Annotated in this window: 25 protein-coding genes; 11 read left to right on the forward strand and 14 right to left on the reverse strand. The window is 71.2% G+C overall.

The genetic code is table 11. From position 1 onward, the window contains the following. Positions 1–11: 11 nt before the first annotated feature. Genes MYMAC_RS08340 through MYMAC_RS08355 form a run of 4 tightly spaced genes read left to right on the forward strand, consistent with a single transcriptional unit; the run spans position 12 to position 4,640 of the window. Positions 12–941, forward strand: a complete 930-nt coding sequence (locus MYMAC_RS08340) for an ABC transporter ATP-binding protein (protein ID WP_095957685.1) — start codon at positions 12–14, stop codon at positions 939–941. After that, complete coding sequence (locus MYMAC_RS08345; RefSeq protein WP_095957686.1) at positions 938–1,660, forward strand: ABC transporter permease; 723 nt, start codon at positions 938–940, stop codon at positions 1,658–1,660. The genes MYMAC_RS08340 and MYMAC_RS08345 overlap by 4 nt, the downstream gene beginning before the upstream one ends. Continuing rightward, positions 1,657–3,525, forward strand: coding sequence for a Gldg family protein (locus MYMAC_RS08350; RefSeq protein WP_095957687.1), 1,869 nt, complete (start codon positions 1,657–1,659; stop codon positions 3,523–3,525). Before MYMAC_RS08345 ends, MYMAC_RS08350 begins: the two co-directional genes overlap by 4 nt. After that, positions 3,522–4,640: a hypothetical protein gene (locus tag MYMAC_RS08355; protein WP_095957688.1), complete on the forward strand. Its 1,119-nt coding sequence runs from the start codon at positions 3,522–3,524 to the stop codon at positions 4,638–4,640. Before MYMAC_RS08350 ends, MYMAC_RS08355 begins: the two co-directional genes overlap by 4 nt. A 21-nt stretch (positions 4,641–4,661) precedes the next feature. Here the strand turns inward: MYMAC_RS08355 and MYMAC_RS08360 are convergent, their stop codons facing one another. The 4 genes from MYMAC_RS08360 to MYMAC_RS08375 are packed head-to-tail and all read right to left on the reverse strand — an operon-like array spanning position 4,662 to position 8,212. After that, a complete protein-coding gene (locus MYMAC_RS08360; RefSeq protein WP_204817476.1) occupies positions 4,662–5,495 on the reverse strand; it encodes a GvpL/GvpF family gas vesicle protein in 834 nt (277 codons plus the stop codon). An 8-nt stretch (positions 5,496–5,503) separates the two neighbouring features. Next, entirely contained in the window at positions 5,504–5,914 is a 411-nt protein-coding gene (locus MYMAC_RS08365) for a response regulator (RefSeq protein ID WP_043708951.1), read from the reverse strand. Next, entirely contained in the window at positions 5,911–8,016 is a 2,106-nt protein-coding gene (locus MYMAC_RS08370) for a PAS domain-containing sensor histidine kinase (RefSeq protein ID WP_204817478.1), read from the reverse strand. Before MYMAC_RS08370 ends, MYMAC_RS08365 begins: the two co-directional genes overlap by 4 nt. Positions 8,017–8,020: 4 nt before the next feature. After that, complete coding sequence (locus tag MYMAC_RS08375) at positions 8,021–8,212, reverse strand: hypothetical protein (RefSeq protein WP_013935304.1); 192 nt, start codon at positions 8,210–8,212, stop codon at positions 8,021–8,023. 214 nt (positions 8,213–8,426) lie between these two features. Here MYMAC_RS08375 and MYMAC_RS08380 point away from each other — a divergent pair, with 214 nt between their 5' ends. The 3 genes from MYMAC_RS08380 (at position 8,427) to MYMAC_RS08390 (ending at position 11,227) form a co-directional block, all read left to right on the forward strand. Beyond that, positions 8,427–9,941: an FAD-dependent oxidoreductase gene (locus MYMAC_RS08380; protein ID WP_095957691.1), complete on the forward strand. Its 1,515-nt coding sequence runs from the start codon at positions 8,427–8,429 to the stop codon at positions 9,939–9,941. 59 nt (positions 9,942–10,000) lie between these two features. Further along, positions 10,001–10,489 carry a hemerythrin domain-containing protein gene (locus tag MYMAC_RS08385; protein WP_095957692.1) on the forward strand — a complete coding sequence of 163 codons (489 nt, stop codon included), beginning with the start codon at positions 10,001–10,003 and terminating at the stop codon, positions 10,487–10,489. A gap of 63 nt (positions 10,490–10,552) precedes the next feature. After that, positions 10,553–11,227, forward strand: coding sequence for a DNA-3-methyladenine glycosylase family protein (locus tag MYMAC_RS08390; protein WP_095961522.1), 675 nt, complete (start codon positions 10,553–10,555; stop codon positions 11,225–11,227). A gap of 7 nt (positions 11,228–11,234) precedes the next feature. On the opposite strand, the gene MYMAC_RS08395 is transcribed toward MYMAC_RS08390, so the two are convergent. Next, positions 11,235–12,500 carry an MFS transporter gene (locus tag MYMAC_RS08395; protein WP_095957693.1) on the reverse strand — a complete coding sequence of 422 codons (1,266 nt, stop codon included), beginning with the start codon at positions 12,498–12,500 and terminating at the stop codon, positions 11,235–11,237. A gap of 208 nt (positions 12,501–12,708) precedes the next feature. On the opposite strand from MYMAC_RS08395, the gene MYMAC_RS08400 reads away from it, so the two are divergent. Continuing rightward, on the forward strand, positions 12,709–14,136 hold the full coding sequence (locus MYMAC_RS08400) for an APC family permease (protein WP_193364474.1): 1,428 nt from the start codon (positions 12,709–12,711) through the stop codon (positions 14,134–14,136). After that, positions 14,133–14,738, forward strand: coding sequence for an SAM-dependent methyltransferase (locus MYMAC_RS08405; RefSeq protein WP_095957694.1), 606 nt, complete (start codon positions 14,133–14,135; stop codon positions 14,736–14,738). Before MYMAC_RS08400 ends, MYMAC_RS08405 begins: the two co-directional genes overlap by 4 nt. 49 nt (positions 14,739–14,787) lie before the next feature. Here MYMAC_RS08405 and MYMAC_RS08410 read toward each other — a convergent pair whose 3' ends face one another. The 5 genes from MYMAC_RS08410 to MYMAC_RS08430 form a co-directional block, all read right to left on the reverse strand. Further along, a complete protein-coding gene (locus tag MYMAC_RS08410) occupies positions 14,788–16,077 on the reverse strand; it encodes a pyridoxal phosphate-dependent aminotransferase (protein WP_095957695.1) in 1,290 nt (429 codons plus the stop codon). A 43-nt stretch (positions 16,078–16,120) separates the two neighbouring features. After that, a complete protein-coding gene (locus tag MYMAC_RS08415) occupies positions 16,121–16,927 on the reverse strand; it encodes a hypothetical protein (protein WP_239989419.1) in 807 nt (268 codons plus the stop codon). Between the two features lie 179 nt (positions 16,928–17,106). Beyond that, entirely contained in the window at positions 17,107–17,583 is a 477-nt protein-coding gene (gene dps, locus MYMAC_RS08420; protein WP_013935295.1) for a DNA starvation/stationary phase protection protein Dps, read from the reverse strand. Between the two features lie 131 nt (positions 17,584–17,714). Then, positions 17,715–18,239: a carboxymuconolactone decarboxylase family protein gene (locus tag MYMAC_RS08425; RefSeq protein WP_095957696.1), complete on the reverse strand. Its 525-nt coding sequence runs from the start codon at positions 18,237–18,239 to the stop codon at positions 17,715–17,717. A gap of 6 nt (positions 18,240–18,245) precedes the next feature. Further along, on the reverse strand, positions 18,246–18,800 hold the full coding sequence (locus MYMAC_RS08430; protein WP_013935293.1) for a peroxiredoxin: 555 nt from the start codon (positions 18,798–18,800) through the stop codon (positions 18,246–18,248). 448 nt (positions 18,801–19,248) lie between these two features. Here MYMAC_RS08430 and MYMAC_RS08435 point away from each other — a divergent pair, with 448 nt between their 5' ends. Continuing rightward, positions 19,249–20,844 (forward strand): sigma 54-interacting transcriptional regulator, encoded by a 1,596-nt coding sequence (locus MYMAC_RS08435; RefSeq protein WP_095961523.1) that lies wholly within the window; start codon positions 19,249–19,251, stop codon positions 20,842–20,844. 16 nt (positions 20,845–20,860) lie between these two features. On the opposite strand, the gene MYMAC_RS08440 is transcribed toward MYMAC_RS08435, so the two are convergent. Together MYMAC_RS08440 and MYMAC_RS08445 are read right to left on the reverse strand one after the other, a co-directional pair. Continuing rightward, positions 20,861–22,222, reverse strand: coding sequence for a hypothetical protein (locus tag MYMAC_RS08440; protein ID WP_095957697.1), 1,362 nt, complete (start codon positions 22,220–22,222; stop codon positions 20,861–20,863). Positions 22,223–22,271: 49 nt separating this feature from the next. Beyond that, positions 22,272–23,555, reverse strand: coding sequence for a hypothetical protein (locus MYMAC_RS08445; RefSeq protein ID WP_095957698.1), 1,284 nt, complete (start codon positions 23,553–23,555; stop codon positions 22,272–22,274). Between the two features lie 169 nt (positions 23,556–23,724). Between MYMAC_RS08445 and MYMAC_RS08450 the strand changes: the two genes are divergently transcribed. Beyond that, positions 23,725–24,300 carry a Uma2 family endonuclease gene (locus tag MYMAC_RS08450; protein WP_170114715.1) on the forward strand — a complete coding sequence of 192 codons (576 nt, stop codon included), beginning with the start codon at positions 23,725–23,727 and terminating at the stop codon, positions 24,298–24,300. 11 nt (positions 24,301–24,311) lie between these two features. Here MYMAC_RS08450 and MYMAC_RS08455 read toward each other — a convergent pair whose 3' ends face one another. Then, a complete protein-coding gene (locus MYMAC_RS08455) occupies positions 24,312–25,196 on the reverse strand; it encodes a 5-oxoprolinase subunit C family protein (protein WP_095957699.1) in 885 nt (294 codons plus the stop codon). Next, positions 25,193–26,482: a LamB/YcsF family protein gene (locus MYMAC_RS08460; protein WP_170114716.1), complete on the reverse strand. Its 1,290-nt coding sequence runs from the start codon at positions 26,480–26,482 to the stop codon at positions 25,193–25,195. Before MYMAC_RS08460 ends, MYMAC_RS08455 begins: the two co-directional genes overlap by 4 nt. Between the last annotated feature and the right edge of the window lie 159 nt (positions 26,483–26,641).

Genomic DNA, 26,641 nt, shown 5'->3' on the forward strand with positions numbered 1-26,641 from the left:
GAGGACACCTGATGATTCAGGTCGAAGGGCTGACCAAGTACTACGGTGAGCACGCGGCGATCCGGGAGCTGGCCTTCACCATCAGCCAGGGAGAAGTGATTGGCTTCCTGGGCCTCAATGGCGCTGGAAAATCGACGACGCTGAAGGTCCTGGGGTGCGTGCTGCTGCCGACCTCGGGGCGCGTCGTCATCGACGGCCATGACGTGGTGAGCAATGCCCACGAGGTCCGCCAGCGCATCGGCTACCTGCCGGACGTGCCTCCGCTCTATGACGAGATGACGGTGGGTGAGTACCTGGCCTACGTCGCGCAGCTCCGCGGCGTCACGGCCCGGGACACCGCCAGCCGCGTGGGCGAGGCCGAGGAGAAGACCGGCCTTCGCGACGTCCACGGCGAGCTCATCTCCACGCTCAGCCATGGCTACCGTCAGCGCGTGGGCGTGGCGCAGGCGCTGGTGCACAAGCCCGCGCTGCTCATCCTCGACGAGCCCACCAGCGGCCTGGACCCGCGGCAAATCGTGGAGATGCGCGACGTCATCCGCGGGCTGAAGGGCGCGCACACGGTGCTCGTCTCCAGCCACATCCTCCCCGAAATCTCCCAGACGTGTGACCGGCTGCTCATCATCCACAAGGGGATGCTGGTGGCGCAGGGCACGGAGGAGGAGCTGGCCGCGAAGATGGGCGGCCGGGGCACCATCGAGCTGGAGGTGCGCGGCGACAAGGCGCGCGCGGTGGAGGTGCTCCAGGGCTTCGGCGCGGTGGAGGTGGACCGCGCGGCGGACGGCCTGGTGGCGCTGACGGTGCGGACCTCCCCGGACCGGCGTCCCCAGGTGGCGCAGGCGGTGGTGGGCGCGGGTCTGGAGTTGTTGCGGCTGGACCAGGGCGCCGGCCAGCTCGAATCCATCTTCCTGCGGCTGACACACGGCCAGGAGGTGCGCGCGTGAAGGCGCTGCTCATCGCCCGCCGCGAGCTGTCCGCGTACCTGCGCACGCTCAGCGGCTACGTCATCATCGCGGTCATCCTCGCGTTGAACGGCTTGTTCTTCAACGCGTACGCCCTGGGTGGCGCCAGCAAGCGCTCCGCCGAGGTGCTGTCCCAGTTCTTCTACTATTCGAGCGGCTTCACCATCGTCGCCTCGGTGTTCATCTCCATGCGCCTCTTGGCCGAGGAGCGCCAGACGGGCACGCTGCCGCTGTTGTACTCGTCACCGCTGCGCGACAGGGACATCGTGCTGGGCAAGTTCCTGGCGGGGCTGGCCTTCCTGGCGCTGTACGTGGCGTGCACGGTGTACATGCCGCTGCTGGTGATGGTGAACGGCAAGGTGTCCTTCGGGCACGTGGCGGCGGGGTACCTCGGCCTGCTGCTGTTGGGCAGCGCGTCGCTGGCGGTGGGGACCTTCGGCTCCGCGCTGGCGCGCAACCAGTTGCTCGCGGCGATTACCTCCGCGGTGATGCTGGTGGCCCTCATCCTGTGCTGGCTGCTGGCCCGCATCACCGAGCAGCCGCTGGCGGACGTCTTCAGCGCGATGTCGCTGTGGAATCAGCACTTCCCGCCGTTCCAGGTGGGGCTCATCCACGTGCGTGACGTCGTCTACTACCTCGTGGTCACCTACGTGGCGCTGTTCGCGGCCACGCGGGTGCTCGAGGCGCGGAGGTGGCGATGAGCGCCCGTTCTTCACGCGGGGGACTCCCCGTGACGCTGGTCTTCGTCGCGGGCCTGCTGGCCGTCTTCATCGGTGAGCGCATCCTCGGCATCGGCACGGGCCGCACCGTCCTGTCCGGCCTGGGCGTGGCGGTGGCGGTGGGCGCGCTGGGCTGGCGCCTGACGCGGATGCGGTCGGCCAGCGCGGACCGGCGCGCCGTCGAGGCGTGGGTGTCCGGCCTGTACGGCGTGGGCCTGCTGGCGCTGGGGCTCTACTTCCTCCAGTCGGACGCGGGCTCGGCCCTCTTTGGCGGGCCGCTGTCCCAGAAGGCGCCGAGGCTGGCGGTGTCGCTGGCGGCGCTGTTCCCCGCGCTGCTCGCGTGCTGCCTGCTGCCCTTGGCGATGGTGGAGGTGGCCGCCGCGGCGATGACGCGCGCGCCGCTGCTGGAGACGGGCCGCGTCCGCAGCGCGCTGTACTCCGGGCTGGGGCTGGCCTTCGTGCTCATCTTCGCCTTCGCGTCCATGTTCGTCGCCACCCAGGCCGACGCGACGTGGGACCTGTCCTACTTCCGCACCGCGAAGCCCGGCGACGGCACGCGCAAGGTGATTCGCGGGCTCAACGAGCCGCTCCAGGTGACGCTCTTCTTCCCGCCCGCGAACGAGGTGGGCGAGGCGGTGGGCCAGTACTTCCGGGACCTGGCGGTGGAGAGCCCGGGGCTGCTCAACGTGGAGCGGCTGGACCAGGCGGTGGAGCCGGTGCGGGCGAGGTCGCTGGGCGTCCACAGCAACGGCACCGTCGTCCTGGCGCGCGGCGACCGGAAGGAGCCCCTCACGGTGGGGCTGGAAATCGAGCGGGCGCGCGGTCAGCTCCAGCGGTTGGACCAGGAGGTCCAGCGCCGACTGCTGACGGTGGCGCGGCCTCGCCGGGTCGTCTACTTCACGGCGGGCCACGGCGAGCGCGCCGAGTCGCGCGCGGTGCCGGGCGAGACGATGCGCCCGTCCGTGGAGAAGCTGAAGGAGCTGATGCGCGCGCAGAACGTGGACGTGCGGCCGCTCGGCGTCTCCGAGGGGCTGGGCACCGAGGTGCCGCGTGACGCCGCCGTGGTGGTGGTGGCGGGGCCGACGCAGGCGTTCCTCCCCGAGGAGCTGAATGCGCTGAGCGAGTACGCCGCGCGCGGCGGTCGGCTGTGGCTGGCGTTGGAGCCGGACGGGCCGGACCTCCAGCCGCTGCTGGAGCCTTGGGGCCTGAAGTTCCTCAAGACGCCGCTGGCCAATGACCAGGTGTACTTCCGCACCACGCGGCAGCAGAGCGACCGCGGCAACCTGGGCACGGCGACGTTCTCCTCGCACCCGTCCGTCACCTCGCTGTCGTCGCTGGCGGGGCAAATGCCGACCGTCTTCGTGAGCGCGGGCGCGCTGGAGCAGCTTCAGCCGCTGCCCGGCGGCATCGCGCAGAACGTGTCGGTGCGCGCGCACGGCGCCACCTTCGCGGACGCCAACGGCAACTTCACGTTGGATGCGGGCGAGACGCGGCGGCCCTGGCCCCTGGTCATCGCGGTGGAGAAGCCCGCGCCGGCCGGCCAGGAGGCGATGCGCGCCGTGGTGATGGCGGACGCGGACGCGGTGGGGGACCTGCTGCTGGGCAACATGGGCAACGCGTACCTGGCGTTGGACACGCTGCGGTGGCTCACCGGCGAGGAGTCCATCTCCGGCGCGGTGTCCTCGGAGGAAGACACGCCCATCCTGCACACGCGGGAGCAGGACGTCCTCTGGTTCTACGCGACGGTGTTCCTGGGCCCGGCCCTGGTGCTGGCGGTGGGCTTCGTGACGACGCGCCGGCGGGGACGCCGCGCGCCGCGCCCCGCGGTGGCGGGAGGTGAGCGATGAAGGTTCGGGACCTGGCCCTGCAAGGGGCCCTGGCGGCGGCCGCGCTGGTGGCGGCCTTCGTCGTCTGGCAGCGCGAGCCCTCCGCGGGCCCGGGCGAAGCCACCGTGGTGGACGTCCCGGTGCGCGCGCTGGACAGCATCCGCTACGAGGACGACACCCGCTTCGTGGACGTGTTCCGGGATGCGAGCGCGCGCGACCAGCTCTGGGTGCGCCTGGGCTCCAAATCCCCCCGGCCGGGCTCCGGCGGCGCGAAAGACGGCGCGAAGGACGGCGCCACCGACGCGGGCAGCGGTGACGCCGGCACGGCCACCGCGGCCGTGGAGCCCGACGCGGGCACGGGCGCCGCCACGCCTGCTCAGCCACCCGTCGCGGCACGGGAGGCGCCGCCACCGCCGCGCGAGCTGCGCGCCAACGAGGTGGCGGACAAGCTGTTCTCCCGCTTCGCGCCCATGCGCGCCATGCGCGCGCTGGGGGCGCTGGACGCGAAGAAGCTGGAGGAGGTCGGCCTGGCTACCTCGCCTCGCAAGCTGACGCTGACGGTGGGCGGCAAGGCGCGCGTGTTCGCCCTGGCGTCGCCCGCGGGTGGCTGGGGGACGCCGTACCTGCGCAGCGAGGAGGACGGCCGCGTGTACCTGCTGGGCCCGGCGATGCTGCCGGACCTGGAGAACGCCAGCAGCCGCCTGGTGGACCGCCGGCTGCACACCTTCGACCTGGGTGACTTCGACGCGGTGAGCATCCGCGCGGGCGGCATCACCCGCGCCTTCCGGGCCACGGGCAAGGCGCCCGGCCCGGTGGCGCTGGCGCCGGAGGAGGCGCCGGAGCAGCCGGACGACTTCGCGCGCAACTGGCATGACCGCGTGTGGCGGATGGTGCCGCTGGACCTGCTCGGCCGCGACGAGGCGCCTCCCGGTGGCGAGCCGCAAGAGGCCTTCCGCGTGGAGTACCTCCGCGCGGGCCGCCCCGTCGGGCATGTCACGGTGGCCAAGGCCGAGGATGGCTACTACGCCCGGACCGAGCACACCTCGGGCTGGGCGCGGCTCCACTCGGGCCTGGACGCGTTGGCGGAAGAGGCGGCGCGGGTGACGGCGCCCGTGTCCTCCGCTTCGGGGAAGTGACGCGCGGGTGGGGGCCTGGGCTCAGGTCCCCACCGCGTCCTCGTCACGCGGGCCCAGGCGCACGTCCACGAAGCTGTACGGCGCCCAGGGGCCGGTGAAGCGGAACGCGTAGGTGTCCGAGCGCGCCGCCAGGGAGCGCACCTTCTCCTCGAAGGACTCCAGCCCGGTCCGCTCGACGAGGAAGGCCGCGTTGAGCAGCATCCGCTCTCCCACGGGCGGGTGCTCACGCAGGGCCACGGCGCGTGGCCGCAGGCCCTCCAGCAGCGCGCGCATGTCGCGCCCGGCGCGGTCCTCCACGGCGGACGCCAGCCGCTGTTCGTGCTCGGCCTCCGGCTCGTCGTCACGGCGGGCGAGCTGGGCGTCCTCCAACAGCAGCCGCTGGACCAGGTGCTCGCGGTGCCAGAGCACCTTGAGGCCCAGCTCCACCTTGCCCTCCAGCGCCTCCAGCACCCCGGCCAGCGCGTCATGGGCGGTGCGCAGCAGGTCGCGGACCTGGGCCTCGGAGGCCAAGACGGTGCCGAAGGCCGCGGGGAGCACGGTGTGCTCGCGGAGGAGGTGCTCGGTGACGCGCTGGTGGCCCAGCAGGTGCGCCCGCGTCGGGTCCACCACCCGCCCGGGCGCCTCGGACACCAGCGCCGCCAGGCCGGACTCGTGGAGGGCGTACACCTGCGTCGGGACGGTGCCCACGCCGATGCGCCCGAGCTCCAGGGCCGCCGTGGCGCGAACGATGCCGTAGAGGTACCGGGGGCCGTCCGGCGTCACCGGCTCCGGCTCGGGAGGTGGCGGCCGGGCGGCCTGGGGCGCGCGCTTGCCGCCGCGAGCCGCTCCCTTCCGGGGCCGTGTCGTCCGGGGCATGGTGCGCTTCACCTCGGCTGTGCGCCTCCGTGGGTGGCCAGCACGCGGCGGACTTCATCCACCAGCGCGTCCGGAAGGCAGGGCTTGGTGACGAAGGAGTCGCAGCCCGCGCCCTTGGCTTCGTCGGATTGGCCCGTCATCGCATGCCCCGTCAGGGCCACCACGGGGATGGTGCGCGTGCGGTCGTCGTTCTTCAGCCGCCGCGTCGCCTCCCAGCCGTCCATGATGGGCAGCGACAGGTCCATGAGGATGATGTCGGGGTGCAGCTCGAAGGCCTTGTCCAGCGCCTCCTGGCCATTCTTCGCCTCGGCCACGCGGAAGCCGGAGAACTCCAGGTACTCGGCGTACATCTCCCTGGCGTCCTGGTAGTCGTCGACGACCAGCACGAGGGGCTTCGGTGTCTCAGATGGGGTCGTCATGCGCGCCTCGCGCGTCGGGGGAAGTGCAGGGTGAAGGTCGAACCCTCGCCTTGGGTGCTCTGGAGGGTGACGCGCCCCCCCAGCATGGTGGCCAGACGACGGCAGATGGAGAGCCCCAGGCCCGTCCCTCCATAAGCGCGGGTGGGGGAGCTGTCCACCTGCTGGAAGTCGTCGAAGATCTTCTCCTGATTCGCGGGGTCGATGCCAATGCCCGTGTCCGTCACGGAGATGGCGAGCGTGGACGTAGCAGCCTCGTACTCGGCTCGCACCTGCACCGAGCCTTCATGCGTGAACTTCAGCGCATTCGACAGGAGGTTGAGGACGATTTGTTTCACCTTCTGCCGGTCACTGTACACCGCCGGCACCCGCGGCCCGAGCTCGGTGCTCACCGTCAGCTTGCTGCGCGCGATGATGGGGTCCATCTCCGCCATCACCTCCTGGAACAGCTCCGGGATTCCGAAGTCCGACAGGTTGAGCGGCATGCGGCCCGCCTCGATGCGGGTGATGTCCAGGATCTCGTTGATGACCTCCAGCAGGTGCCTGCCATTGGAGTCGATGCGCGTGAGGTTCCGCTTCTGCGCCGGGTTCAGCTCGCCGGACACGCCCTGCAGCAGCATGTTCGTGTAGCCGAGGATGGCGTTGAGCGGCGTGCGGAACTCGTGGGACATGTTGGCCAGGAACTGGGACTTGGCCGCGCTGGCCTGCTCCACCTGGATGGCCTGCCGGCGCAGCATCTCGTTCTGTTCGGCCAGCTCCGCGGTGGCGGCCTGCACCCGCGCCTCCAGGTGGACGGAGCCCTCCTTCACCCGCTCCAGCAGGCGCGCCTTCTCCAGCGCCTCGCTGCGGTCATGGAAGAGGGTGACGATGCCCGTCAGCTCCCCGGCGTCGCCCAGGACCTTGCTGGCCACGGCCTCCATGGGGAGCGTGGCGCCCGTGGCCGGGTCCACCAGCGCGAGCTGCCCGCGCCAGCGGGGCCGGCCCTCCGCGTCCATCAGGTTGGCGAGGAACGACGCGAAGCCGGCGTTGTTGGAGCGCAGCCGGCGCAGCGCGTCCTCGCCGCTGTCGGGGTGCGTGGCGAAGAGCTTCTCCGCCGGGCCGTTCATCATCACCATTCCGCCCGCCGGGTCCGACAGGATGATGGGGTCCGGCACGGAGTCCAGCACGCGGTCCAGGCGGTGGCGCTCGCTGCGGGCCTCCCGCTCCGTGGCGCGCAGGCGCCGGTAGCTCTCACCCAGCGCCTGGGTGGCGCGGCCCAGGTCCGTCACGTTGCGCAGCACGCTCACCAGGGCCTCGCGGCCATCCGGTTCGACGACGGGCGTGCTGACGACCTCGAAGAGCAGGTCGATTCCCTCCACCGGGTCCACCAGGGGCACCTCCCGGCGGCGCACGGCGGACGCGCCGCCGCTGGCGAAGCTGGCCAGCGCGGCGGAGAACACCTGCTGGTTGAGCTCGGTGGCGCGGCGGCGGCCTTCGCTCGCGTCCGGGCCCGCCACCAGCAGCACCTCCGCGCGGGCGTTGGCGATGTGGGGCCGCCCCTCCAAATCCGTGAGCAGCACCGGGTCCACCACGGTGTCGATGATGCGGCGGAGCAGCTCGCCTCCGGCCACCTCGCGGGAGAGGGTGGGGAGCGCGCTGGCCAGCCGGGGCCCGAAGTGCGCGCTCACCCAGGCCGCGTCCGGCGACGGCGTGGGGCTGTCCGCGGAGAGCAGCAGCAGGCCCACCGCGGGGGCCCCCGGCCGGCCCAGGGGCAGGGTGATGCAGCCTCCGGGCGGCAGGGGCGCGCGGGGCGCGGCGAAGAAGCGGGGTCCGTCCTGGTGTGGCGCCTCGGCCAGCGGATGGGTGGACGTCCCGGGCTGGAAGGCCAGGGCGGCGCGCTCGGACTCGGAGAGGTTCCGGGCCGCGAGGCAGACCCACCGGCCCGTCCCGCCGTCGCGCGCGAGGCAGGCGGCCACGTCCGAGGGGCGCTGGCGGGTGAGCCAGTCCACCACCCGCTGCGCGCACAGACGGGGCTCGTCGCAGGCGAGCAGGTGCTCGGCCAGGGCGAGCCGCGCCTCGACGTCTGGCTCGGACAGGGGCGTCGTGAGTGCGACGGGAGGGGCCACTGCGTCAGGCTCCGTGGGGATGGGGGGGAGGCGTTCGCACCTCCACGAACTTCACCACGATGGGGCGTGTGGACGCGGGAGGCCAGTCCTGGAGCGCCTGCCCGCGGACGTTGTCGTCCCAGCGCAGACCCCGGTCCAGCACCCGGTCCAGGACGTCGACGAGGCTGGCGCTCCCAGCCATTCTTTCCACGGGCATCGTCGAAGCTCCTCGGCTCCTGGGGCGCGTTTTTGTAACGCGCGACGGCGAGCCGCCCCAGCGGAGGCTTGCCCGCACCCCGATTTGCGAACACCGGGCGGGCGCGAGTGTTCGCTCCTGCACATCCGCATCGCTTCGAAGCTGGGTAGGCAGCCAGCCGCGCGTGCCGTCCCCCTGGCTTATCGCTCCGGCGCCGCGTTCCTAGCCTTGGGCCATGGACGACGAGCAGCGGGCGCACAGGTCGCTTTGGACGGTGACGGCCCCCCCGCGCGACTTCCCGGCGCTGCCGGGCGACGTGACGGTGGACGTGGCCATCATTGGCGGGGGGATGGCGGGGCTGACCACGGCGTGGCTCCTGAAGCGCGCCGGCAAGCGCGTGGCGGTGCTGGAGATGCACCGCATCCTGTCGGGGCAGACGGGGCAGACGACCGCGCACCTCACCGAGGTCCTCGACACGCCCTACACCACGCTCAAGCACGACTTCGGTGAGAAGGGCGCCCGGCTCGCGGCGTCCTCCAGCCGCGCGGCCATCGAGCAGATCGCCGCGCTGGTGGAGGAGCTGGGCATCGACTGCGACTTCCAGCGCGTGCCGATGTTCCGCTACGCGGAGACAGCGCGTGAGCTGGCGGAGCTGCACGCCGAGGTCGCCGCCGCGCGCGAGGCCGGCCTGCTGGCCACCTTCACCCAGGACGTGCCCCTGCCGTATCCGGTGAAGGGCGCGATGCGGGTGGAGGACCAGGCGCTCTTCCATCCTCGCAAGTACCTGCTCGCGCTGGCGGACCGGATTCCCGGCGACGGCAGCCACCTCTTCGAGCACACGAAGGTGACGGAGATTCACGACGGCGCGCCCTGCCGCGTCGTCACGGAGCGAGGCACCGTCACCGCTGCGGCCGTGGTGGAGGCCACCACCACCCCGCTCAACCGCGTGGCCATGCACACCAAGCTGTACCCCTACCGCACCTACGCGGTGGCGGGGCCGCTCAACGGACCGCTGGAGCCGGGCCAGTACTACGACAGCCAGGACCCCTATCACTACATCCGCACGCATCAGGTGAACGGGCGCCCCTACGTCATCGTGGGCGGCGAGGACCACAAGGTCGGCACCGAGGAGGACACCGCCCGCTGCTACGCCGCGCTGGAGGCGTACACGCTGCGGCGCTTCCCGGTGACGGACATCACCCACCGCTGGTCCGGTCAGGTCATCGAGCCCGCGGATGGGCTGGCGTACATCGGCCGCAACACCGCCAGCCGCCATGTCTACGTGGCCACCGGCTTCTCCGGCACGGGCATGACCTTCGGCACGCTGGCGGGGATGATTCTCTCCGACCTCATCCTGGAGCAGCAGAACCCCTACGCCGCGCTCTACGCGGCGACGCGGGTGAAGCCCCAGGCGGGCGCGAAGGACTTCCTCCAGGAGAACGCGGAGGTGGCCTTCCACTTCGTCGCGGACCGCCTGGCACGGCCGGAGGGACACCGGCTTGCGGACGTGGCGCCGGGCGAGGGCAAGGTCCTGGAGGTGGACGGGCAGAAGGTGGCGGTGTACCGCGCGGAGGACGGCACCCCGCACGCGGTGTCGCCGGTGTGCACGCACCTGGGCTGCCATGTCCACTGGAACGGCGCGGAGCGCTCCTGGGACTGCCCCTGTCACGGCGGGCGCTTCAGCCCCACCGGCAAGGTGCTCAACGGCCCCGCCGTGAAGGACCTGCCGGCGAAGAAGCTGCCGACCTGAGCCACACGTCTTCACACCTCGGCGCGACACACATCATCCACACACGGGAGAGGGCCACCATGGACGCGATTGAACTGTTGACGCAGCAGCACGACGAAGTGAAGAAGCTCTTCAAGAAGTACGAGAAGCTCTCGGACGGGGCGGAGGCGAAGCGGCAGGAGCTGTTCGAGATGATCTCCGACCGCCTGAGCGCGCACGCCTCCATCGAGGAGCAGTACTTCTATCCCGCGGCCAAGGCGCAGGACACGGAGGACCTCCTGCGCGAGGCCGCCGAGGAGCACCTCTCCGCCAAGCGGCTCATCGCCGACCTGCTGGACCTGGAGCCGTCCGACGAGGAGTTCGACGCGAAGATGCAGGTGCTCCAGGAGCAGATCGAGCACCACGTCGAGGAGGAGGAGGGCGAGCTGTTCAAGAAGGTCCGCAAGCTCCTGTCCAAGGAGCAGCTCGTGGACCTGGGCGTGCAGATGCAGCAGGAGTTCGAGGAGCTGATGGAGGGCGAGCCTCGCACCCAGGTGCCGGCGGAGACGGAGCACGCCGCGCCAATCTAGGCGGTGCTCCGCAAGATTCGGGTTGCGCGGGGTGGGCTGGGCGGCGGCATCATGGCCACGCCCATGCCCCGCCCGCCTCCCGACGTCATCCGACACCCCACCTACTACACGCCCGCGGTCCGCCGCGCCCTGGCTCGCGCGGACCCCACGCTGGGCGCGCTGATGAAGCGCGTGGGCCCCTTCCGGCTCCAGGTGCGTCCGCTGCACAGTCCCTTCGGCGCGCTGGCGGAGTCCATCGTCTACCAGCAGCTCCACGGCAAGGCGGCCGCCACCATCTTCGGCCGCGTGTGCGAGCGCGTGGGCTCGGGACGCAAGTTCACCCCGGAGGCGCTGCTGGCCGTGCCGGACACCTCGCTGCGCGAAGCGGGGCTGTCCGCCAACAAGCTGGCCGCGCTCCAGGACCTGGCGCGCAAGACGCTGAGTGGCACCGTGCCCCCGCTGGCGAAGGTGCGGCGCATGGACGACGCCGAGCTCATCGAGCACTTCACCCAGGTGCGCGGCATTGGCCAGTGGACGGTGGAGATGCTGCTCATGTTCCAGCTCGAGCGGCCCGACGTGCTCCCCGTGGACGACTATGGCGTGCGCAAGGGCTTCATGCGCGCCTACGGCCTGCCGGAGATGCCCAAGCCCAAGGCGCTGCTCGCATATGGCGAGCGCTGGCGGCCCTGGCGCTCGGTGGCGAGCTGGTACATGTGGCGCTCGGCGGAGCTGCCCGTCGAGCCGCCCGCGGAGGACTGACGGCGCTTCAGGCGGTGTTCAGCGCGGTGACGGGCGCGTGCCGCTGACGGCGCATGGGCACCAGCAGGGCCAGGAACACCACCGACAGGCCGATGCCCAGCAGGAAGACATGGGCGTAGCCCAGGCCGAGCCCGTGCCGCGCGTCCGCGAGCCAGCCCGCGAGCGGACCGGCGGGCGCCTTGCCCCAGACCTCCAGGCTGGCGAGCAGCGTGTAGTGGGTGGCGCCGATGCGGCGGTCCACGCGGGACATCATGAAGGCGAACATCACCGTGGTGAGCGCGCCGCCGAAGAACTCCTCGGCCATGGTGACGCCGATGACGCCCGCATCGGTGACGTTGCCCGTGGCCAGCAGCCACCGGCCCACCAGCGGCACCACCCGCAGCGTGGCGGTGAGGCCCACCGCGCCCAGCAGCGGCATGCGCGAGGCCAGCACCCCGCCGGCGAGCGAGCCCATGATGGAGGCGCCGGTGCCCCACGTGCCCACCCACAGGCCAATCTGGGCGGGAGTGATGCCCATATCGACGAGGAACGGCTTGAAGAGCACGTCGGACATGCTCTCGCCCAGCTTGTAGGTGGTGATGAAGAGCAGCAGCCAGCCCGCGCCCGGGAGCAGGAGCGCGGCCTTGAGCCGCTGGAACAGCTCGCGCCAGCCGGGCTCCCGCCGCGCGGGCAGGGCGGACGGCTCGGCGCGTGGCTCGGGTGGGACCTCCTGGGCGAAGAGCATCACGATGAACGCGGCGAGGCACAGCAGCGCCATGGCGACGAAGAGGCCAGGCCAGCCGATGCGCGCGCTGGCCCACACCAGCAGCCCGCCGCCGGTCAGCATCCCGAGCTTGTAGCCCACCACCTGCGCGGTGTTGCCCAGGCCCAGCTCACTGGGGCGCAGCGTGTCCACGGCGAAGCCGTCCACCGCGATGTCCTGCGTGGCGGCGAACAGGTTCATCAGGAAGATGAGCGCCAGCAGGAGGAGCAGGGCATCCCGCGAGGCCACGACGGCCGCGGCGGCGCAGGTGACGACGAGCCCCGCCTGCATTGGCAGGATCCAGGACTTGCGCCGGCCGATGCGCGCCGAGCCATAGCGGTCCACCAGGGGCGCCCAGAGCGCCTTGAGGGCCCAGGGCAGCCACAGGGCGCCCAGCAGTCCAATCGTGGTCAGCGAGGCGCCCTGCGCGCGCAGGTACACCGGCAGGGCGGTCGCCTGGAAGCCGAAGGGCAGGCCCTGCACGAAGTAGAGCATGCACAGCAAGGCGAGCCGGGGCGGCGGGAGTCTCATTGACTCCAGCATAGAGCCACGCCGCCTCGGACGAGGAGGTGTCCGCCCGTCAGTCCGGACGTGGGGCCCTGTCCACGGCAGTGCAGAGGAGCCCTCCGGCCCATGGACGGAGAGGAGCCGGTCTCTACCCTCATCCTCCTCATGGCCGGACCCCGGCCACATCTTGCGCGGATGGCGAAGGCGGCCGAGGCGCGTGGAGCACGTCACCATGCAGGAGCAGCAGGCAGGAGATGAAGCCGTGAAGCGGGGGGAGGGGGCGCCGTCGCCGTCGTTGCGCGTGGTGGACGTGATGGCCCTCACGGTCGGTATCGTGCTGGGCGCGGGAATCTTCAAGGCGCCGTCGCTGGTGGCCGCGCAGTCCGCCAGCGGCGAGGCGATGCTGCTCACGTGGCTCCTGGGCGGCGTGGCCTCGCTGGTGGGCGCGCTGTGCTACGCGGAGCTGGCCAGCGCCTGGCCGCATCCGGGCGGGGACTACCACTACCTCTACCGCGCGCTGGGCAAGGGGCCCGCGTTCCTCTTCGCGTGGGCGCGGCTGACGGTCATCCCCACCGGCTCCATCGCGCTGCTGGCGTTCGTCTTCGGGGACTACGCCACGCAGCTCTTCCCCCTGGGGCCGTATTCGTCGCCCCTCTACGCGACCGCGCTGGTGGTGGGGCTGACGGCGGTGAACATCGCCGGGCTGCGGCAGGGGACGCGCACGCAGAACCTGCTCACCGCCCTGGAGGTGCTGGGCGTGGGCGCCGTCATCATCGTGGGGCTGCTCTTCACGCCGGCATTGGGGCCCGCGGAGGCGGCGCCCGCGCCGGCCGCGTCGTCGGGCACGGCGTGGGGGCTGGCCATGGTGTTCGTGCTGCTGACGTACGGTGGCTGGAACGAGGTGGCGTACCTGTCCTCGGAGGTGCGGGGCTCGCGGCGCACCATCGCCTGGTCGCTGCTGGCGAGCATCGGGCTGGTGACGGCGCTGTACCTGCTGGTCAACGTGGCCTACCTGCGCGGCCTGGGGCTGGCGGGCATGGCGGACTCGGAGGCGGTGGCCGCGGACCTGATGCAGCGCGCGGTGGGCAGCGGCGGGGCGCTGGTGCTCAGCGTCCTCATCGCCATCTCCGCGCTGACGTCCGCCAACGCCACGGTGCTGACGGGCGCGCGGACCCACTACGCCTTCGGCCGGGACAGCGTGCTGTTCAACGGCCTGGGGCGGTGGCACGCGAAGGCCAACGGCCCGTCCCGCGCGCTGCTGGTGCAGGGGGCCATCACCCTGGCGCTGGTGGGGCTGGGCACGCTGACGCGGCAGGGCTTCGAGACGATGGTGGAGTACACCGCGCCCGTCTTCTGGCTCTTCTTCCTGCTGACGGGCGTGTCGCTGATGGTGCTGCGGGTGCGTGAGCCGGCTGCGCCGCGGCCCTTCCGCGTGCCGCTGTATCCGCTGACGCCGCTGCTCTTCATCGGCATCTGCGCGTATGTCCTCTATTCCAGCCTGGCCTTCACCGGGCTGGGCGCGCTCGCGGGGCTCGCCGTGCTGGGCACGGGCGGCGTGCTGCTCGCCGTGGAGACGGCGCGCACCCGCAGGGCCACGACGGCGGCCTCCCCCAAGGCCCGTTCCTCTCCCAGGTTGCAACGAACGAAGGAGGCGACATGAAGCGAATGATGGGGGTTCTCATGTTGACGGTGGGGGTGGCCGCGAGCGCGGCGGGCGTCTCGACGACGCAGCAGAATGTGACGGTGCAGGTCCGCGGCGCATCGGGCAGCGCGGTGCGGGCGCCGGAGGTCCCCTTCGTCCCCACGCCCGAAGGCGCGGTGGAGGGGATGCTGGCGCTGGCGGGCGTGAAGCCCGGGGACACTGTCTATGATTTGGGCAGCGGAGACGGTCGCATCGTCATCTCAGCCGTCCAGAAGCACGGGGCGAAGCGCGCCGTGGGGGTGGACATCAACCCGGAGCGCATCTCCGAGGCCAATCAGAACGCGAGCCAGGCGGGCGTGAAGAACAAGGTGGAGTTCCGGCAGGGAGACCTCTTCGACGCGGACATCGGCGACGCGTCGGTGGTGACGCTCTACCTGCTGCCCTCCGTCAACGAGCGGCTCAAGCCGAAGCTGCTCGCCGAGCTGAAGCCGGGCACGCGCATCGTGTCGCACAGCTTCGACATGGGGGACTGGGCGCCCACCAAGACGGTGGAGAGCGAGGGACGCACGCTCTACCTGTGGGTCGTCCCCGAGCGCGGCACGGGCGGCGCGCCCCGCTGAGCGCGGCCGGGCCCGGCCCCCTCGAGTGGAGGGGCCGGGCCGTTTCACGTCACGGCGCCGGCTGCGGGTTGCCCGGCGTGCGCGAGTAGTGGAGCACCAGGTCCTCCAGCCGCGACAGCGCCTTGTCCAGCGTCTCCATGGAGGGGCCGAAGGACAGGCGCACGTAGCCTCGGAAGCGCGACGGCCGCGCGCGGCGCTTGCCCGGGTTCACGTCGAAGAACTCGCCCGGCACGGCGATGATCTTCTGCTCCAGCGCGGCGCGGAAGAAGCCCATGCCGTCGTTGAGCGGCGCCGGCAGGCCGGACACGTTGCCCCAGACGTAGAAGGTGCCATCCGGCGCGCGGTCCGTGCGGATGCCGATGCGCTCCAGCCGGGAGTGGAAGCGGTCCCGCTTCTCCCGGAAGGCGTTGTGGATGGCCAGGGTCTCCTTCACCACCGGCTCCTCCTGGAGCAGCGGAATCGCGGCGCGCTGGAGCGGCCGGCTGCCACCGCCATCCAGGAAGCTGCCCGCGCTGGACACCGCCTCGATGACCTGGCGCGGCCCCACCGTCCACGTCATGCGCCAGCCCGGGTAGCGCCAGTTCTTCGTGAAGCCGTCGAACAAGACGACGGGGTCCTTGTTCACGTCCTCCACGTAGCGGGCGGCGCTCTCCACCGGCAGGTGCCCGGGGCGGCCGGTCCAGATGTAGTGCGAATAGAACTCGTCCACGAGCAGCGTGCACTCGTGCTCGCGGGCCACGCTCACCCAGCGGGCCATCTCCTCGCCGTGCACCAGCTTGCCGGTGGGGTTGCAGGGGTTGGAGAAGAGCAGCGCCGACAGGCCGCGGCCCTGCACCTCGCGCCGCAGGTCCTCCGCGGTGAAGGCGTAGCCGCGCTCGCCCTCCAGGAGGATGGGGATGGCGGTGAAGGCCTTGAAGACGTCCAGCAGCTCCTCGTAGGCCGTGTAGTCCGGCAGGAAGTGGCCCAGGTTGATGGCGCCCAGGCTGGCCGCGGCGCGGGTGAGCGCCGCGCGTCCGCCGCCAGACAGGCACACGTTCTCCGCGCTGTACTGGCTGGGCAGGCCCCGGCGGTAGAGCCGGTTGTAGAGGCTGGCGATGGACTCGCGCACCTCCCAGAGGCCGGCGACGGGGGCGTACTCCATGTCGGCCACGTCGATGGTGACCTGGTTCAGCCGGGGCGGCGCGCCGGGGAGGTCTCCCGTCTCCGGCTGGCCCTGGCCCAGGTTGCACCACTCCGGGTCGCTGGAGCGGTAGCCGCGGCGGGTGGCCTCGGCGGTGACGAAGATGACGCCAGTGCGGGGCACGGCGCGGAATGCCGGAAGGGAGACGTCGTCGCTCACGGCGTCACACCCTAGCGGAAGTCCGGGCCATGCGCGCTCCCGCTCAGCGGACGATGGGCACCGTCACCGGCTCCAACTCATCCACCGTCACCTCGGCCTTGCCCAGGCGCCACAGGACGGGCTGGAAGCGGGCCGCCACGCGCCGCCCGTCCGCCGTCTCCAGCACCGCGGTGCCTTCCTTCGGCAGGTATTCACCCACTTCGTAGTGCAGCCCCGTCAGCGTGAGGCGGTCGGTGCCATCGGGGCCGGTCAGCTCGCCCGGGCCGTCCAGCACCAGGGACGTGCCGCCAATCACGGGAATGCCGGCCCGCATGCCCACGCGGCCATCGACGTGGAACGTGTGGCCCTCACGCCCGGGGACGCCGCCCCGCACGTCCGCCCACAGGCGCGTCTCGTCGCCGCAGGTGCCGTAGCCCACCTCCGCCTGGAGCGGATGCCCGTCCACCGTCAGCCCGCGCAGGTCCGCCTCCACCTCCATGAGGTCCTCGCCGCCGCGGTAGAGGAACGCGGCCTGTCCGGCGAAGCGCAGGCCATGCACGTCACAGCCGCCTTCGTCGAAGGTGAGCACCACGCGGTCCGTCACGCTGTCATGGGGCTCCACCGTGGCGCGGGCGCAGGCCCAGCGCGTCCGCACGGTCCGCACGGCGGTGTTCAGGAACTCGGGGCGGGGCTCACCGCAGGTGTAGACCGGCAGCACGCCCAGGACTTCCAGCGCGCCACGCGCCTGGTGCGAGGCGGCCACCACGCGCTCCACGCGCTGACGGGCGGCGTCCACTTCCTCTTGCGTGGGCGCGCCGCCACAGGCGGTGGTGACGAGGACGGTGAGGGCAAGGCAGGTGATGCGTCGCATGGGCGCTTCTCCAGGGGTTGCACGACACCGCGGGTTCGCGGCGAGTCATGGCCCCATGGAGAGCAACCGTCGTGCCCGGCGCAACCTCGCGAGAACACGAGGCGCGCCCCATGGAAGGGGCGGCGCGCGCGTGCAGCGGGTTGCACAGCCCCGGCGGGCACGTCCGGGTGAAGCGGACTTCAGCCTTCGAGCGAAGCGCGCAGGAACCAGGCGTGCTTCTCGAACTCGGTGATGATGTCCGTGGTGAGGCCCTCGGAGTCGGTGTCGCCGTTCTCCACGAAGAGGGCGCGGCTCTTGCGCAGGCCGTCCAGGTAGATTTCGATGCGCTCGGCCAGCAGCTTCACGTGCTCCAGGTCGCGCGTCGTCTCCTGCGGGTACTCCGGCAGGCGGCTCGTCTTGCCCACGTGGCGGCTGGTGCCGTAGGCCTTGCCACCCAGCGTCACCGCGCGCTCGGCGATGGAGTCGTTGTGCGTGGCCAGGCTCACCGCGAACGTCTCGAACAGCGGGTGGAGCGAGGCGAACTGCGGGCCCTTGATGTTCCAGTGCGCGACCTTGATTTGCGAGTGCAGGTCGAGCCCATCGGCGAGCCGCTCGTTGAGGGAGTCAGCGATGGCGGCGCGGGCCTTCTCGGGGAGGGGGCTGGGGCTGCGGTACATGGTGTCTTCCTTTCGGCTGTGGGTTTGTCGGGGTCGGCGGGTTGGATGCGCGGCGGCCCAAAAGGGAGCGCCCCCCGGTGTTTCCACCGGAGGGCGCTTGAAACAACGGCGATGCCTCGTGACAGGGCCGCTTACGACTCCAGGCCCACCGCCGCGGCGTGGATGACCGACGCGATGCGGACCGCGTCGTGCACCTGCTCCTCGGAGAGGCCGCCTTCCAGCACGACCTTCTCGTGGGACTGCATGCACATCTCGCAGCCGTTGATGGCGCTGACGGCGAGGCAGACCAGCTCGAAGTCCACCTTGTTCGTCAGCACCTGCGTGAGCCGGTTCATCCGCAGTCCGGCGCGCTTGGTCGAGTAGGACTCCTTCCCGATCATGTGCCGGAAGCGGTAGTACACATTGTTCATCGCCATCAGCGACGCCGCCGCACGCGCGTCCTCGATGACAGGCTCGGGGTTCGCGAGGGCCTTCTTCGCCTCATTCAGCATGGCCTCCTTCAGCCGCTCGTTCCGAACGGCGAAGGCGCATGCCACGGCAGTTCCCCAACGCTGCTCCGGGGTGAGGCTGCCACCTTCCAGGACACTCTGGAGGTTGAGGCGCGTGTCCTTGTGGGAGTCCGCCAGCTCAGAGCGGACGACTTCGAGCGAGGCCATGGTGGGTTACCCCGCCTTCGCCAGCTTCTGGGTCAGGGTCTCCTCACCCTTGGTCCAGTTGCAGGGGCACAGCTCGTCCGTCTGGAGCGCGTCCAGCGTGCGCACCGTCTCGGAGACGTTGCGGCCCACGGACAGGTCGTTGACCGTCACGTGGCGGATGATGCCCTCGGGGTCCGCGATGAACGTCGCGCGGAGGGCCACGCCCTCCTCCTTGTGGAGGATGCCCAGCGCGTTGCACAGCTCGTGCTTCAGGTCCGCCAGCATCGGGAAGGGCAGGTCCTTCAGGTCCGGGTGGTGCGTGCGCCACGCGTGGTGCACGAACTCGCTGTCGGTGCTCAGGCCCAGGACCTGCGCGTCACGGTCAGCGAAGTCCTTGTTCTTCTTGCCGAACTCCGCGATCTCCGTGGGGCAGATGAAGGTGAAGTCCTTCGGCCACGCGAACAGGACCAGCCACTTGCCCTTGAAGGTCTCGTTCGTGATGTCCTGGAACTCCTTGCCCTTCTCCAGGGACACGGTGGCCTTCACCTTGAAGTTCGGGATCTTGTCGCCAACGGTCAGCATTACGGCTCCTTGGGATGGGGGTCCGGCGGTGAGCCGACCCCGGTGAATGTGTTCTGTCCTACCGCTTAGCAGTCGCCGTGCCAGGACTTCGAATCAATGATTCCAGGGGTTTATGATTCACCCCCGCTGGGTCGGTGCCGCTGGGCCGGTGTCTAACGAAATCTCGGTGGGGCTCGCCACTGCAATTTCGGTGGTTCGAAAAGTGGAGTGACGGCCGCCCGCTCGTGGCCCTCGCGAGCGGGGGCGGAAAATACGAGATGCACCGGGAGGTTGCATCAAGCGCGGACAGGCGGCGGTGCGAATGTACGGCCGCGAACGCCTGCTCCGTTCACCTACAGCAGGGAGGACACCGCTGCGCCGGGCCCGTGTTCGCGCGGTGACGGTGGACCCCGAAATCCCGGTGCCCGTGGGCACTGCAATTTCGGTGGAACCCTATTATTTCGTGGGCATGCAGGACGACTTTTCAGGCGCCACGGACGGCGCGAACGACGCTCGGGACCTCATCGAGCTGGCCACGGCGGAGGGCTCCGTCGGGGATTTGCTGCGCCGTGGGCTCGACTGGCTGACGCGGGTGGTGCGCTTCGACCTGGCCACGGTGTTCCTCCTCAAGGAGGGCCGGCTGGTGTCGGTGGCGGCGCGGGGGCCGCTGGCGAACGCGAAGGTGCGGCAGCACACGCTGCAGTTGTCGGAGTTCCCGTCGCTGCGGCAGGCGCTGGAGACGCGGCGGGCCAAGGCCTTCACGGAGGAGGACCACGCCCACGGGGATGGCGACCCGTTCGACGGCGTGCTGGACCTGCCGCCGGGGCACTCCTGCATGGTGGTGCCGCTGTGCGCGGGCGAGCGCTGCTACGGCGTGCTGTCCCTGGACCGGGCGGAGTGTGAGACATACCCCCAGCCGGTGGTGGAGCTGGTGGAGGTGTACGGGCAGATGCTGGCCACGGCGATCCAATCCGCCGAGCAGCGCGCCACCTTCGAGCGGCTCCACCGGCAGGACCACGAGCACGCGAAGCTGCTGGAGGCGCAGCTCGGGGGAGACTCGGAGGGCATCCTCGAGACGTCGCGGAGCCCGGTGATGCGGGACCTGGCGCGGCGGGCGCGGCAGGTGGCGGAGACGGACACGCCGGTGCTGATTACCGGAGAGACGGGCACGGGCAAGGAGCGGCTGGCCCGGGCCATCCACCGGTGGAGCGCTCGCGCGGACCAGCCCTTCGTCACGCTCAACTGCGCGGCCATTCCCGCGGGCCTGCTGGAGAGCGAGCTCTTCGGCCACGTGAAGGGCGCCTTCACCGGGGCCACCAAGGACCGGGCCGGGCGCTTCCAGATGGCCCACGGCGGCACGCTGCTGCTGGACGAGGTGGGCGAGCTGCCCTTCGACCTCCAGGCGAAGCTGCTGCGCGCGCTGCAGGAGAAGACCTTCGAGCCGGTGGGCAGCGACAAGACGGTGCGCGCGGACGTGCGCATCCTGGCGGCCACGCACGTGGACCTGCAGCAGGCCATTGCCCAGAAGCGCTTCCGCGAGGACCTCTACTACCGGCTGAGCGTGTTCCCCCTGCGCCTGCCGCCCTTGCGCGAGCGCCGCGAGGACCTGCCGCAGCTGTGCGACTTCCTCCTGGAGGAGCAGGCGCGCCGGACGGGGCGGCGGGGCATGCGGGTGACGCCGGAGGGCCTGACGCGGCTGGCGGCCTACGACTGGCCGGGCAACCTGCGCGAGCTGGCCAACGCGCTGGAGCGGGCCACCATCCTCACGCGCGGGACGGCGCTGGGGCCGGAGGCCTTCGACGTGCCCACGCGTGGCGCGGCCGTGGTGGCGGCGCTGCCGGAGGAGCCCGCGCCCGCGGCGGAGGGCGTGAAGCGGGGCCCCGTGTTGACGCTGGCGGCGGTGCAGCGCGAGCACATCATGCGGGTGCTCACGCTGACCCGGGGCCGCGTGTACGGCGCCAACGGGGCCGCGGCGCTGCTGGGGCTCAAGCCGTCCACGCTCCAGAGCCGGATGAAGAAGCTGGGCATCGCCCGGCTGGAGCAGTTCGTCGTCGACGAGGCGTGAGCCTGGAGCCGCGCGCCTACGAGACGCGCGGCGCCGAGGGCGCCACCGGGTAGGTGCCCCGCTGGCCGAAGGGCGGGTCGAACAGCGCCGGGTCCGACTGCCGCGAGCGGAACAGGTCGATGATGTAGTTCATCCGCTGGTCCAGCTTGCCCCAGTCCTTCGCGCCAGTGCCCGTGAGGCTGTCCGGGCTCTTGTCGAGCTGGCCCAGCAGCGCCTTCAGCTCGGGGTCGTCGATGGTGCGCAGGTGCGGCGGGAAGAGCGTGGACTCCATGCCCGGGGGCGGCGGCAAGTCATTGCCCAGCTTCAGGGCGCCGCCCGGCACCGCCAGCTTCATCATGTGCTCGGTGGCGACGCGGCGGAAGACGCTCGCCATGCCATCCACCACCGGGTTCAGCGCCGCGTCCACCACGCCCGTCTTGAGGGCCGCCTTGCCCGCGAGGTTGGCGGGGAAGGGGAGCGCGTTGAGCTGCGCCTCGATGCCCTGCTTGAGCACGTCGCGGAAGGTGTCCTTCACCGGCGAGTTGAGCGCCTTCTCGACGTGGGGCTGGAGCTGCGTCTGCTCGTGCAGGCCCACCTTGTTGTTGGCCAGGAGCATCAGCTCGGCCTTCTTGTTCGGGTCCTTCTCGAACATGGCCTGGGCGTAGTGTCCGAAGGCCTCCTTCAGCAGCGGCTTGTCGGCGGGGAAGCCGCTCAGGTACTGCTGCGTCTTGGCCGCGTCGTACTGGGTGTCGCCCTGGAAGGTCTCCACGAAGCGGGCGAACTCCTGGCCCACCTCCTCGAACACCGCCTTGTTGCCATCGGCGATGGCCTTGCTGACGTTCTGCAGCGCCTGGTTGCCCGCCGAGGCGACGTCGCCCAGCGGCAGCGAGGGAAGCCCCAGCTTGCGCAGCAGGTCGTCCACCTTGGACAGCGGCCCTCCGACGGCGTCCGCGCCCTTGAGGAGGTCCGTGAAGACCTTGGGCATGTCCTCGCCGCGGATGCTCACGCCGGCCTGCTTGGAGGCCCAGGTCGCGAAGGTGGACCAGTTGGCGTTCTCCGTGCCCAGCAGCTTCCCCATGGCGTTGGACAGGTCCGAGTAGCCCTGCGTAATCGCCTGGTTGCGCGCCACCGGGTCCGTCATGGCGGCGATGTCCCGCACCTGCGCGGCGGTGGGGTAGCTGCCCGGCGTGACGCTCGGGCCGCGCGCCGGGAGCGCGGGGGCGTTCAGCGCCACCGGCTGCTGACGGACGGAGGGGGCCTCGAACCGGGACACCCCGGACGTACCGGGCCGCGGCGTCACCGGGGCCTGGGGCTTGACCTCGTTGCGGGCGGGACGGAGCGGCTCACGGGGCTCCGGGGGACGCACGGAGACGTTCGGGCGGATTTTCGGGGGACTCATCTCCTCCAGTATCGGTTCAATCCGGGGAAAGTTGCGTCCCTCGACGCACCTACGCGACGCGAGGTGCCGGTGGCGTCACGGAATAGGTCCCGCGGCGCCCGAAAGGCGGGTCGAACAACGCCGGGTCCGACTGCCGTGTGCGGAAGAGGTCGATGATGTAGTTCATCCGCTGGTCCAGCCTGCTCCAGTCCTCCGCGCCGGAGCCCGTGAGGCTGTCGGGGCGCTTGTCGAACGCCCTCAGCAGCGTGCGCAGCTCGGGGGTCTCGATGGTGCGCAGGTGCGGCGGGAAGAGCGTGGTCTCCATGCCCGGCGGCGGCGGCACGTCATTGCCCAGGCTGAGCGCGCTTCCTGGGACGGCGAGCTTCATCATGTGCTCGGTGGAGAAGCGGCGGAACGCGCTCGCCATGCTGTCGACCACGGGGTTCAGCACCGCGTCCACGACTCCCGACTTGAGCGCCGCCTTGCCCGCGAGGTTCGCGGGGAAGAGCAGCGCGTTGATGTTCGCCTCGATGGTCTGCCGCAGGATGCCGTGGAAGGTCGCCTTCACGGGGGCATCGAGGGCCTGCTCGATTTGCGGCTGGAGCCTTCGTTGTTCGTGCAGGCCCACCTTGGTGTTGGCCATGAGTATCAGCTCGGCCTTCGTGTTCGCGTCTGCTTCGAACATGGCCTGGGTGTAGTGGCCGAAGGCCTCCTCCAGCACGGGTTTGTCGGCGGGGAACTCGCTCAGGTACTGCGCGACCTTCGCCGCGTCGTACTGCGTGGCGCCCTGGAAGGTCGTCACGAAGCGGGAGAGCTCCTGGCCCACCTCCTCGAACACCTTCTTGTTGCCTTCGGAGATGGCCTCGCTGACGTTCTGGAGGGCGTCATTGCCGGCGGAGCCGAGGTCGCCCAGGGGGAGCACGGGCACGCCGAGCTTGCGCAGCAGGTCGTCCACCTTGGTGAGCGGCCGGGTGATGGCGTCGAAGCGCTTGAGCAGGTCGGTGAAGCGCTTGGGCAGGTCCTCGCCGCGGACGCTCACGCCGGCCTGCTTCGAGGCCCAGGTCGCGAAGGTGGACCAGTTGGCGTTCTCCATGCCCAGGAGCTGCCCCATGGCGATGGAGAGGTCCGAGTAGCTCTGCGTCACCGCGTGGTTTCGCGCCACCAGGTCCTGCATGGCGCAGATGGCTCGGATTTCCTCGGGGGAGGGATAGCTGCCGGGGGCGACGCGGGGCCCTTGGAGCGGGTCCGCCAGCGTCTGGTTCTGGGTTCGCAATTCGTTGCGCGCGGGACGCGTGGGCGCTCCGGACTCCGTGGAGGGCGCGGGGACACGGGGCTCGGAGAGGGGAGTCTTCATTCCCGTATTATCGGTGGAAACCAGGAAAAGATTTACGCCCTGCCCCCGAGGGCATGTCGGACCCGTGAGGTAGGAATATCTGGACACGCTGTTCCAGGTGGGGTTCCACTTGGGGGAGGCAGGACGGATGATAGAGGGGTGGGAGGCGGCTGGCCTGGGGAGTTCCGAGATGGGGAATGAGACGAAGCGACCCGCGACCTATGAAGACCTGATGGCGTTGCCCGAGAACATGGTCGGGCAGATCATCGACGGCGAGCTCATCGCTTTGCCGCGGCCCGCGAGCCCGCATGCAGTGGCGCACTCCGTTCTGGGCGGGCTGCTCATCTCCCGGTTCCAGGTCGGCCAGCGAGCGCCGGGAGGCTGGTGGGTCGTTGACGAGCCCGAGCTACACTTCGGCCAGGACGTGCTGGTGCCGGACATCGCCGGATGGCGCCGCGAGCGCATGCCGGTGATGCGGCGCGTCCCCTTCTTCACCTTGGCGCCGGACTGGGTCTGTGAAGTGCTGTCTCCGTCCACTCGGAAGCTGGACAGGAACCGCAAGCGGGAAATCTACGCGCGTGAAGGCGTGGGGCACGTATGGCTGGTGGACCCCGCCGTGAAGACCCTGGAGGTCTTCGCGCGGCACGGGGGCGACTGGGTCTCTCGCGGGCAGTACTCGGGCGAAGCCATGGTGCGCGCCGAGCCGTTCGAGGACCTGGAGTTGGACCTGGGCGCGCTGTGGCCTCCGGAGTTGGAGGCGCCGTAGGTCCGGGGGCCTTACGTAGGGCCCGTGCGGATGCCGAAGTGCTCCGCGTATTGGCGCCACGCGTGCCGTGCTTCATCGATGCTCACTTCCTGGAACCGGACAGCGGCTCCCGGACGCCGGGCGCACAGCCGTCCCCAGTCGGCGCGAATGACGGTGGCGATGAGCGGATAGCCACCCGTCGTCGGGTGGTCGGGGCCCAGCACGATGGGCGCTCCCGACAGCGTCACCTGGATGGCGCCTCGCACCATGGGGCGCGACGTGCCCGTGCCTTCGTCGCCATGCGTGAGCACGGGCCCCTGGAGCCGCATCCCCACGCGGTCCGTCGCGGCGGACACGGCGAAGGCGCCTGACAGCAAGGTGGCCACGGTGGCGGGCTCGAAGCGCCGGGTGTCTGGCCCGAGTGTCACGCGGATGGGCGCAGTGGCGTCCAATGCGGCGCCGGGTGCCTTCGCCGCCACGGGCTCCCTCGCCTCACCCAGTGGCAGCATGTCCCCCGCGCGCAGCAGCCGGCCCTCGTGTCCTCCCAGCCGCGCGACGAGCAGCGTGCCTCGCCCGCCGAGGACCTCCGGCACCGCGAACCCTCCATCCACCGCCACGTAGCGCACGCTCGTGGACTCGGGCGCGGGGAGGGTGAGGCGGTCCCCGTCTGGCAGGGTGACGGCGCGTCCATCCACGGACACTCGGACGCCGCGGCCCCGGGCGCGCAGCTCCACCCGGCCGAAAACCTCCAGGGCCGCGGCTCCGCTCGCGTTGCCCACGGTGTGATTGGCCAGCGCGAGCAGCTCCGGGACCAGCGGTCCTCCTGGCGGCACGCCGTGCTGCATCTGCCCTGGCCGCCCCGCGTCCTGCACCGAGACGGGCGCATTCACGCCGGTGATTTCGAGCCAACCCGTCATCCGTCCACCCGCTCGAAGCGCACGCGGTCCCCGAGCTGAAGCACCGAGCCCTGCTCGGGCGTGAAGGCGGTGAAGTCCAGCGCGGTGCCGATGAGGTTCCAGCCACCCGGCGACGCGAAGGGATACACGCCCGTGCGGCCTCCCGCGATTCCCACCGCCAGGGCGGGCACCCGCGTGCGGGGCGTGGCCAGCCGAGGCGCGGCGATGCTCGGGTCCACCTCGCCCAGGTAGGCGAACCCCGGGAGGAATCCCACGCATCGGACCGTGTACTCACGCGCTGTATGGCGCCGCGCCACCTCGTCTCCGGTGAGCCCCGCGCGCTCCGCGACCGCGTTCAAGTCCTGCCCGTCATAGCGCACGGAGATGGTCGTGAGCGGGCGTCCGGCCACGGGGGCTGGCACGCGCAGCAGCCGCGCCAGCGCGAGCCGGGGCTCCTCGGGCGGCGCATCCGGGGCGAAGTAGACGCACGCGTGTTCCTCGGTGATGACGGCGTCGAGCACCCCAGGCAGGGCACGAAGGGCCTCGCGCGTGGCGCGTCGCTCCAGGCCTTCGGGAAGCACCAGCCGCAGCGCGCCGTCACCCAGGGGCTCCGAGCGGAGCGCGAGCGCGTCCAACGTGGCGCGGACCTCGCGCGCCAGCTCCACCGCGCCAGGCGTATCGCCGTGGACGCAGACGGTGTCCACGCTGTCGCCGGTGGCCAGCCGCAGGGTGTTGGCCCTGGCCTGGGCGTGGTCGGTCAGCACCGCGCCGGGCTGGCCACGGGGAATCAGCGAACCGTCGGGCCGCGTGCCCCGGTCCGCGAAGCCCTCGCGGGCATAAGGCAGTCCGGCGGCCCGGGCCGCGTCTCGAAGCGCGCCCGCGCCCGGACCGATGACGGTGACGGCTCGCCCCAGGGCCTCCACCACGCCCGCGACCACCGCGCGAGCCAGGTCCGGTGTGGCATTCGCCGCGTGGTACAGGGCGCCGTGCGGTTTGGCGTAGGCCACCGGCAGGCGCCGTTCGGACGCCAGCTTCGCGAGCCGGCCGCACTGCGTGGCCACCTGCGCGCGCAACTGCTCCGGCGTCACGTCGAGCGCGCGCCGGCCGAAGCCCTCGCGGTCCTCGTAGGACGGGTGCGCGCCCGCGCGCGTGCCGTGCCGCTCACACAGGGTCAGCGCGCGGCGCATGGAGGCGTCGTCTCCGGCGTGCCCGCCACAGGCGATGTTCGCCACGTGGGCCAGCGCGTAGAGCTGTTCGTCCTCGCCGGGGAGCTCGCCCAGGTCGATGTTGAGGAGGCACTCCGTCATGCCGCGCACCGTACGTGAGCGCGGGCCGGGGTGCAGCCGTCCCTGAAGCTGGAGGCGCTGGCGTGCCAGCCGACGGTGCGGTGGGAAGTTTCACGCACCACCCCGGGGCTGGGGCCGGTTGGCACCGGGGTGGTACGCGCCCAGGAGACGCCTCGACGA

The organism is Corallococcus macrosporus DSM 14697 (genome assembly GCF_002305895.1).
Taxonomy (GTDB): Bacteria; Myxococcota; Myxococcia; order Myxococcales; family Myxococcaceae; genus Myxococcus; species Myxococcus macrosporus.

Coding starts and splice junctions, on each gene's coding strand:
- MYMAC_RS08340 (WP_095957685.1), top strand. CDS start 12: ATGATTCAGGTCGAAGGGCTGACCAAGTACTACGGTGAGCACGCGGCG.
- MYMAC_RS08350 (WP_095957687.1), top strand. CDS start 1,657: ATGAGCGCCCGTTCTTCACGCGGGGGACTCCCCGTGACGCTGGTCTTC.
- MYMAC_RS08455 (WP_095957699.1), bottom strand. CDS start 25,196: ATGACGGGTTGGCTCGAAATCACCGGCGTGAATGCGCCCGTCTCGGTG.
- MYMAC_RS08400 (WP_193364474.1), top strand. CDS start 12,709: ATGCAGGAGCAGCAGGCAGGAGATGAAGCCGTGAAGCGGGGGGAGGGG.
- MYMAC_RS08415 (WP_239989419.1), bottom strand. CDS start 16,927: ATGCGACGCATCACCTGCCTTGCCCTCACCGTCCTCGTCACCACCGCC.
- MYMAC_RS08355 (WP_095957688.1), top strand. CDS start 3,522: ATGAAGGTTCGGGACCTGGCCCTGCAAGGGGCCCTGGCGGCGGCCGCG.
- MYMAC_RS08430 (WP_013935293.1), bottom strand. CDS start 18,800: ATGCTGACCGTTGGCGACAAGATCCCGAACTTCAAGGTGAAGGCCACC.
- MYMAC_RS08390 (WP_095961522.1), top strand. CDS start 10,553: ATGCCCCGCCCGCCTCCCGACGTCATCCGACACCCCACCTACTACACG.
- MYMAC_RS08380 (WP_095957691.1), top strand. CDS start 8,427: ATGGACGACGAGCAGCGGGCGCACAGGTCGCTTTGGACGGTGACGGCC.
- dps (WP_013935295.1), bottom strand. CDS start 17,583: ATGTACCGCAGCCCCAGCCCCCTCCCCGAGAAGGCCCGCGCCGCCATC.
- MYMAC_RS08360 (WP_204817476.1), bottom strand. CDS start 5,495: ATGCCCCGGACGACACGGCCCCGGAAGGGAGCGGCTCGCGGCGGCAAG.
- MYMAC_RS08405 (WP_095957694.1), top strand. CDS start 14,133: ATGAAGCGAATGATGGGGGTTCTCATGTTGACGGTGGGGGTGGCCGCG.
- MYMAC_RS08395 (WP_095957693.1), bottom strand. CDS start 12,500: ATGAGACTCCCGCCGCCCCGGCTCGCCTTGCTGTGCATGCTCTACTTC.
- MYMAC_RS08445 (WP_095957698.1), bottom strand. CDS start 23,555: ATGAAGACTCCCCTCTCCGAGCCCCGTGTCCCCGCGCCCTCCACGGAG.
- MYMAC_RS08460 (WP_170114716.1), bottom strand. CDS start 26,482: ATGACGGAGTGCCTCCTCAACATCGACCTGGGCGAGCTCCCCGGCGAG.
- MYMAC_RS08435 (WP_095961523.1), top strand. CDS start 19,249: ATGCAGGACGACTTTTCAGGCGCCACGGACGGCGCGAACGACGCTCGG.
- MYMAC_RS08365 (WP_043708951.1), bottom strand. CDS start 5,914: ATGACGACCCCATCTGAGACACCGAAGCCCCTCGTGCTGGTCGTCGAC.
- MYMAC_RS08450 (WP_170114715.1), top strand. CDS start 23,725: ATGGGGAATGAGACGAAGCGACCCGCGACCTATGAAGACCTGATGGCG.
- MYMAC_RS08440 (WP_095957697.1), bottom strand. CDS start 22,222: ATGAGTCCCCCGAAAATCCGCCCGAACGTCTCCGTGCGTCCCCCGGAG.
- MYMAC_RS08385 (WP_095957692.1), top strand. CDS start 10,001: ATGGACGCGATTGAACTGTTGACGCAGCAGCACGACGAAGTGAAGAAG.
- MYMAC_RS08375 (WP_013935304.1), bottom strand. CDS start 8,212: ATGCCCGTGGAAAGAATGGCTGGGAGCGCCAGCCTCGTCGACGTCCTG.
- MYMAC_RS08425 (WP_095957696.1), bottom strand. CDS start 18,239: ATGGCCTCGCTCGAAGTCGTCCGCTCTGAGCTGGCGGACTCCCACAAG.